This is a genomic window from Paenibacillus alkaliterrae (assembly GCF_021532375.1).
Classification (GTDB): Bacteria; Bacillota; Bacilli; order Paenibacillales; family Paenibacillaceae; genus Pristimantibacillus; species Pristimantibacillus alkaliterrae.
In genome coordinates, this window is the sequence record NZ_JAKGAP010000119.1 from 1 (window position 1) to 7,304 (window position 7,304).

5 protein-coding genes are annotated in these 7,304 nt (G+C 38.2%); all 5 read right to left on the reverse strand.

Going from position 1 to position 7,304, the window contains the following annotated elements; genetic code table 11:
• Positions 1-139: 139 nt before the first annotated feature.
• Positions 140-1,168, reverse strand: a complete 1,029-nt coding sequence (locus tag L1N85_RS26215; protein WP_235241966.1) for a type II toxin-antitoxin system antitoxin SocA domain-containing protein — start codon at positions 1,166-1,168, stop codon at positions 140-142.
• A gap of 128 nt (positions 1,169-1,296) precedes the next feature.
• Positions 1,297-1,623, reverse strand: coding sequence for a type II toxin-antitoxin system MqsR family toxin (locus L1N85_RS26220; protein WP_235241967.1), 327 nt, complete (start codon positions 1,621-1,623; stop codon positions 1,297-1,299).
• 704 nt (positions 1,624-2,327) lie between these two features.
• Positions 2,328-3,509: a hypothetical protein gene (locus L1N85_RS26225; RefSeq protein ID WP_235241968.1), complete on the reverse strand. Its 1,182-nt coding sequence runs from the start codon at positions 3,507-3,509 to the stop codon at positions 2,328-2,330.
• Positions 3,510-3,597: 88 nt separating this feature from the next.
• Positions 3,598-5,115, reverse strand: a complete 1,518-nt coding sequence (locus L1N85_RS26230; RefSeq protein WP_235241969.1) for a hypothetical protein — start codon at positions 5,113-5,115, stop codon at positions 3,598-3,600.
• A gap of 309 nt (positions 5,116-5,424) precedes the next feature.
• Positions 5,425-7,251 carry a GmrSD restriction endonuclease domain-containing protein gene (locus L1N85_RS26235; RefSeq protein ID WP_268818490.1) on the reverse strand — a complete coding sequence of 609 codons (1,827 nt, stop codon included), beginning with the start codon at positions 7,249-7,251 and terminating at the stop codon, positions 5,425-5,427.
• Positions 7,252-7,304 lie beyond the last annotated feature (53 nt).

Below are 7,304 nucleotides of genomic sequence, written 5' to 3' on the forward strand. Positions count from 1 at the left end.
GACACCCTTGCTCTTGGCTAGTGGTTGGCAACTACAAGCCCCCACAGTGGACTTTCACCACCTAGTTAATCGCCATGCGTGGCGCACACAAAAAACCCTCAATTGCTTTGAGGGTTTACGTGAAGTGAAAGCAACGGATTTACATCATATCTAATTCCCTTAAATCCGTGGCATATTTATAGTCTATAGGATGTTCAGAAGGCGTTTCTATCCAAGCCCGCTCTTGATGTGCATAATCGCTTATTTTACGCGAACCATAGTTTCGGAAGGCGTACTCAATCTCCCGCAAAATATCCAATTCATGTACATCAAAATACGAAGGATCAAACTGTTGTGAGGCTTTAACCGACATCATCGTCCATCCCTCATCATTAATTATCGTCTCTTCGATTCTAATAACATTCATGTGTTGAAGGTGTGCCAAGGTAATTTCATGATCTTTTGGTACAGGACCGAACGGCAAACGCTCATAAACTGCGCCGCTAATGGAGACGGTTTGGCGTTTAAATTTCATAAAATCTGCATACCATAGGAGTTTCATTAGCTTTGTTTTTGCTACTCCATCCCGTGTAAAGAACAAGACCATATGGATAAACTTCTCTAAGTTAAACGAAAGATAACCGGTCAACTCAGTAGATTCATAAGGTCTATGGATGGCCTCAATGATCTCCTCATCACTTTGAATCGACTCAATAGTCAATGAGGTGCTTGCTTGCCAGCTAGCCAATACATTCTCAGCCTGTTTTTGTTCTCTTGTAGATAGCTTTCCCTTATGTCGCTGATAATACTTATGGATCATACCTGGATCCGCCTGCAGCCTTTTATAGATGTCCAAGTGTGTTTCGCTCGGCAACAACTCTCCGGATTCATGTCTCCTCAAACTAGCCGAACCGATCCCAATAATTTTTGCAAACGGTCGGTAGCCGATACCATATTGTTGACGAACGGCGTGAATTTGTTCCGCGGGCATTCCGTATTGTTCAGCATATTTATGAGTTGCCAATAAGATGCTTGCATTATCCAACTCTTCGTCGTAAACCTTGTGTCCTTTATCACACACGGCTATTGTTTGTTGAATCTCAATCTCTTTGCCACGAACTGTGAATGTTTTGGGTCTTTCTATAGTCGTTGAAGGTCCTTCTGCCCCACATTCATCGCAGTATCTCATAGTTTGATCCTCCCACTCATTGCAAATTTTACTTAAAGAATAGCCTTCTCGTTTTTCATGAAAAAAATTATGTTTAAGTTATTAAGGAGGGCTGAGCTAACGCCCCTCCTATGTACCTGTTTACATGTTTAGTTATCATAATCAATCCACGGCTTAAATGATACACAGACACAACCGCGTTCATCGATTTTAAGTTTTATATAAGCCATAATGCCGTTATAATCTCGCTTAAAGAACCAAACCGTATCACCGGGTCTATCCCTGTCGGGTTCCGGCGGCTTAAACATGTTTTCCGCACTGACCTTAAGAAGCTCTCTCCAACCTTGTTTTACGCCGCCCCCAAACCCGAGATCAATTAAATGTTGCTCATAGTCCTCTCGCGGCAGGAAACGTCGTTTACTTTTGCGGATCAGATCCTTTGCTTCTTTCAGAAAATCCTCCGCATTATCGTTCATTTTCTCACCTTCCTAAACTCCATTATATCATCATTATTTCCAAAGTGGAATCATTTGATTCCACTTTTTTAATTAACCAGCCTAAATACAAGTGTTCATTCTTCACATAATATAAATGGAGAAGGTAAGCATTGTGCGGAAAATCTGATTCAGGAAAGAAAACATTTTTGTATCACCTGATTTAAAGCTCAGTGTAAAAAAGAGGTCTCCCAGTGTTATCTGAGAGACCTCTTCAATACAGATGTGGACAAACGGCGTTTCCTGTTACAGAAACCCTTGATGCATAAGGGATTTAACCCCTTATTACATCATGCCGCCCATAAGGTGAAAAGCTGTAACCTCTTGAACGATATGTCCCGAAAGTGCGATATATCAACGTTTTTCAAATTTGAATCTGTAACATCTTGAACGCGAATTTACGTTTTTTACTTGATTGCGTTAGCTTTTGTTAGCATGTAACTCCCAGTACGACAAATACTTTACAATCAGAAAAGCGATGCCTAATTGATAAGTAACGCTCTTCTGATGTTTGTTCCCATAGTCAACATGGCTTGAGTAGCAGTCGCAGACAAGATGTAGTGGTGTTTACCTTTTATAAAGTTCTTCCAACAAATAACTAGGAAAAATCAGCCAATATATTCGAGAGCCTTGTCATTAAGCTAATCCACGAAGTTTCATCGTTATACAATTCGGGAACTTAGGTATTAACTTGGAATGTGTACAACTATGTGATAAAGTTTTGTAACCATATTGTTGCGCATTAATTCGGTTACTGCGAGCCTTAATTCGGAATATTGATTGTATTTCGGTATTTCAAATTTTACTCTTTCGAACGGATAGCTATATGATTGAACAAAACGTAGATACCTATCCCAAAACGTTAGAAAATCCGTCGCTTTAACATATGAAACAATAAAATTGCATATATAGCCTAATGTATCATATCGATATATCTTGTCGATGTGTAAAGATATGCATGACTTGTTAACACTTGACAAATTTAAAGCTTCTATTATTGAAAAAGAACGATTATCTTTTCTGACTAAAATGTCAACTTCTCCTGCTTCCTTTCCTCCGCTTGATGTCCCTAGTCTAGTTTGGTCTCTAATACCCAAATATCCCATAGTATCAAGCAAATCACGAATATAGTCATTTCGATGGTTCTCAGGTGAATCTTTGTATGTGATATTAGCTTGTAATTTTTCACAACAGAAAATTAAATCTTGTAAAAGAGTGTCCTCGCACACTTCCTTCTTAATGATTTTTATGGGCTCGCTCGGATTTCGATTCAATTCTTCAAATTGTTCTCGTAAATCTTTAGGCATGAGGTCCTGATATTCATTCAAGTCTATATCGGGAAATTGCATTGTAAACCAGTCTGGATTTCTTATATATATTATTATCAATCTTTCTAAGCTATCGGGTAAGAAGTCATGATTCGCAAAAAGAATGTAATAGTACTCTTCAAAATCAGTAATTGCATTTAGAACATAATTTCCACCATCTTCTGAAGTATACGTTTCTTTAATTTTTGTAGCCAAATTATCATCTAATTTATTTTCAAGGAGGTCGTCAGGATCGTCAGTACAGTCATCCCACCACTGAAGTATAACATATAGCAGAAATTCATATTTTGGTTTTACATACTCTCTAATTACATCAGAACGGATAATATCGTATAGATCATAAACCATCTCACTCCATACAGCATTATTTATTCTGAAGTTGTTGTAAGGCAAAAAATCTTCCGGTGTAAAATCATTGTTATCTTCCAGGAAATCTAACAATACTCTGATTATGCATTCTACGTTTTTATTAACGTACTTAGTTACATCTCTTTCAAGATCTGTTAATGAAGAATAGTCAAACAAATCCAATGATAACAAATAATCACCCGCCCTCAACTTTTGCAATAATTATCATGATGAAGTTCACAATAATATATGGTATTATCGCTGTTCAACTGAGTTATCATTATAAAATATCGGCAACATATCCGTCTTTCGTCTTTGAAAACACAACTTTAGATGGGAATACGTTCTCGCCCATATTTGCTAAACCAACAAAAGTCATCGTCCATTCAGATAACTCTTTTGGAATTCGATAGCATTTTACTTCGTCTTCTTCTACAATCGTAACTACTGGAATCATTTCTTTACTTAAGCCTACTGATAATACATCGAAGGTTTGGTGTCCGTTTTTTATTTCAAGCAAAGGTTGCCTGTCAATATCAAAGTAAACCTTTGCACCTCGACGATTTATTACAAAACCATTAGATAAGTCATTATCTGTAACAGCATCAATTGGCAACGCCGGTATTTGTCTGCCGTTTCTCATTTGTTCAAAATGCTCACCAAGATGTTCACAACAATAAGCGTTAAAATACTCAGCTTGCATATCAAGGTCTTTATTTATATCTTCCACCGATTTAAAGTGATTCATGAAACTTAGGAGAGCAATAAACCCAATCAAATCATCCGAGTATGTTCCGGCAAACGCCTTATACCATGTCTTGTTCAATTCAATGGCCACTTGGTGCAATTTCTTGTAAAGAGCGAGCTGTCGCTCATTGACGACGAACCAGCTCTTGTCGAGAATCTTCTTGTTTAGCAGTTCTTCAGGCGAAGCATATTCCAGTGCGCTATGTAGTGCCTTAAGCAACTTTGAAATGATGCCTGCCAACATATCAGCCATACGAATTCCGCAGGAAGTCAATGAGTCTGCCTCGGAAACTGAGCATAAACCCACTCGTTCAGCGGCTTTTACCGTGTTGCTATGTTCACCTTCCTTGTCTATGGTAATCGAATAATCATGAATTCCTTTTTCGTCCAAAAATTTTCTAAATCCCACGAAAGCAATATCATAATTCCAGTCAATTGTTTTAATCGTGGACACGTCATCCAAGAGCAAGAGAATTTGGCTGAATTGCACGATCTCTTTTTGCTTCAGCGTTTCGTTTGCCTTATCTTTTTCGATTTGGGCTGTAAAGAAGTCTTTCAATAAGCCAATAAGTTCACCTGTATTATTATACATCCCCGCCATAATTTCGCTTGGCTGATACAAGACTATTGCCTTCGTGATGGAATATTTCATGGCATCCATATCCACGAAAAGGCTGTTTTCGTAGTCTTCAAATAGCTGATGAATGATGTACTCGATTTTGCTTGTAACAGCATAGTAGACAAGGATTCTTTCATCGAACAGCGCCAAGAAGTCCTCTAACAAGGAGAGGTTGTCAGCGTTCAAGGAGGCAAAACCACTCTTTAGTTGGCTTTGCTTGATAGTAGTGCTTTTTAGTTCGCCGTTTGACTGCCTGTGCAGATACTTAGACTCAAACGTTGCGTATCTTTCATACAAGGCTGCCTGATTGTTGGAGGGCCAGCCAACGACAACCGCAATAAAGCTGTCGAAATAATTCTCCGCAGTTATAGTTTTGTGGTTGATTTTCCGGCTATGCTCAGATTCATCATAGTAAAAACTGTATTTGCTCATCGGCTGCCTCCTTTCGCGGTGTGGTAAATCATCATTAATTGCTTTACTTTGACGGCATATATCATTCCCCCTGATAATTTATCAAGCACACATATTATCAACGAAACTCTCAAGAGCTCTTCACCATAAAAGGTGCTTGATACTCCCTCTATCGCATGTTTTCAAATATGGTTGGGGGGCTAGCCCCCCAAAATAATTCGGCTATGCTGAATTGCATTCCATTCTTATTCTCGTTTCAAAATGACGCATATTTGTAACTTAATGATAACACTTAATCCGCGGTATATGGTCACTTAGGGAGCGTCATAATCACCTGGAGATAAAATCCGCCGTTTCGAGAATCGGGTCGTCTGTCTTTGATACGAACACAACCTTATTAGCTCCATTTGTAACGGCGAATTCCCCATTGCTAAAGCTTACCGTATATCCCTTAACATAAAGGTAGTGCTGTACATGAATCCCCAATTCACCATCAAATTGTGATTTTATCTGCCGGCTTTTCAATTCTTCGTACAACGCAGAAAGAAAAAGTGCGTAGTTGTAGCCATTTGACCATTTGTTTTGTATGAGGTGCATTTCGTTTTGGAGAACACGCAATCGCAAGTGAGACACACTCATCCAATCAAACAATTGTGGATAGCGCATTAAACAGTACCGCCAGTCTTTTTTAGACACGACCGATTTTGCAATTATTTCTTGTAGTTGTACTTGTAAATCAGTATTCAAGTCAAGTACGTCGAGAAGTTGTCTAACAACATTACCACAATTCGCGAACAATGATTTCAAACTGGGCGTACTTGCAGCTTCATTCGGGTCATCAACACACAGTGTTATAAATTGGCTTACGGGTAGTGTATAGTCTCCTAATGCAAGTAATGCACGGCGTAATAAATGTCCATGCTTTGGTTTATTGATGACAAAAATGGCGGAAATTTTATTCCAGTATTCTACAAACTTATCTTTTTTATATTTGTCAAGATACAGTGCTGAACGAATCTGGCCGCTGAAATACAGGTGTTGTTCTGCCTTGTATATTTCTTCTGCAAAACTCTTATCTTCGATAATTATTTGTGCCTTTATTCTTTCCTCAGCTATTTGTTGTTGATTAAAACCAGAGATTTTTCCATTTTCCGAAAAATACACAAGTAAGGAACTAAAATTATCGGAGAGCGCTGTAATACTTTCAATTGCATTACGATATAAATTGATTTCGTCCAATCTGCTATTCAGTGTTAGATTTTTAATTATCCTCAGCCACTGATTCAACGAACCGTTATCTACACCCTTTGCCTTCAACAAATACGTTGTAACAGCGTGAAACAATACACGATTAGAATAAGTACGCCCCTCGGTCAATGCATTAAAAATCAGAATACTTACATCTTTATAGTCAGGGTTTCTACATAAAAAGTTAAGAGTATAAAATGCCCTTTCAAATACTTCTGCATCAATCTTACTATAGTCAAGATTGTTTGCCCAATTTTTGTCGTCTTGAATTATTCCTTTGTTCATTAACAAAACACCAAAGAACGTATAATACGTCTGGTCGAAATCAACTTTGTGTTCTGCCCAAAAAAGGTCTGTCCAATCGGTGTCAAAATAAAGTTCGAACTTATTGATATAAGGTAGCTCTAACTTTTTCATCCTTCCGATTAACCGTGCTTTAAAATTTTCAAATTCTGTAAGAGGTTTTCCTCGCGCATTTAGTTTTATATACAAGCTGTCCTCCATGCCGAGGTTCTGCATGTCTAAAAACTTAAAAGTAAGAGGAGGTTCAAATTCTACATCTGCCAACTTATCAGAAAGGTGTTCTATATTTCCGAATGTTACCTGTATTTCATCAAGCATAACAAGAGCAGATTGGATAGTTGGGTCGTGTATCCAACCTGAAACAAACCACTCTGAATCCTCTATCTCTGCAGATGGTTTTGTTCCAGGTTCAAAAATTGCAGCACGGTTATTAGTCAATAATTTCAAAAACTCTCGAGATGTTATTCGGGTTTCATATCTGAATCTATGTAAAAACGGTGTTTTAGTATTGTCATTGCGGAAAGCAAATATGTATAACAAAAAGAGCGTTGTCAGCCGCTGTTTGTCATCAGCCACTTTAATTGTCGGTGAATTCGGAACCGCCAATGACGGTGGCTTTTTTCATTCGCCACCGACAAGCATTTGGCGATTAGATTTAG

Bases quoted from the DNA above. Each gene is read 5' to 3' on its own strand.
- L1N85_RS26215 (WP_235241966.1), bottom strand. From the start codon at position 1,168: ATGAGATACTGCGATGAATGTGGGGCAGAAGGACCTTCAACGACTATA.
- L1N85_RS26220 (WP_235241967.1), bottom strand. From the start codon at position 1,623: ATGAACGATAATGCGGAGGATTTTCTGAAAGAAGCAAAGGATCTGATC.
- L1N85_RS26230 (WP_235241969.1), bottom strand. From the start codon at position 5,115: ATGAGCAAATACAGTTTTTACTATGATGAATCTGAGCATAGCCGGAAA.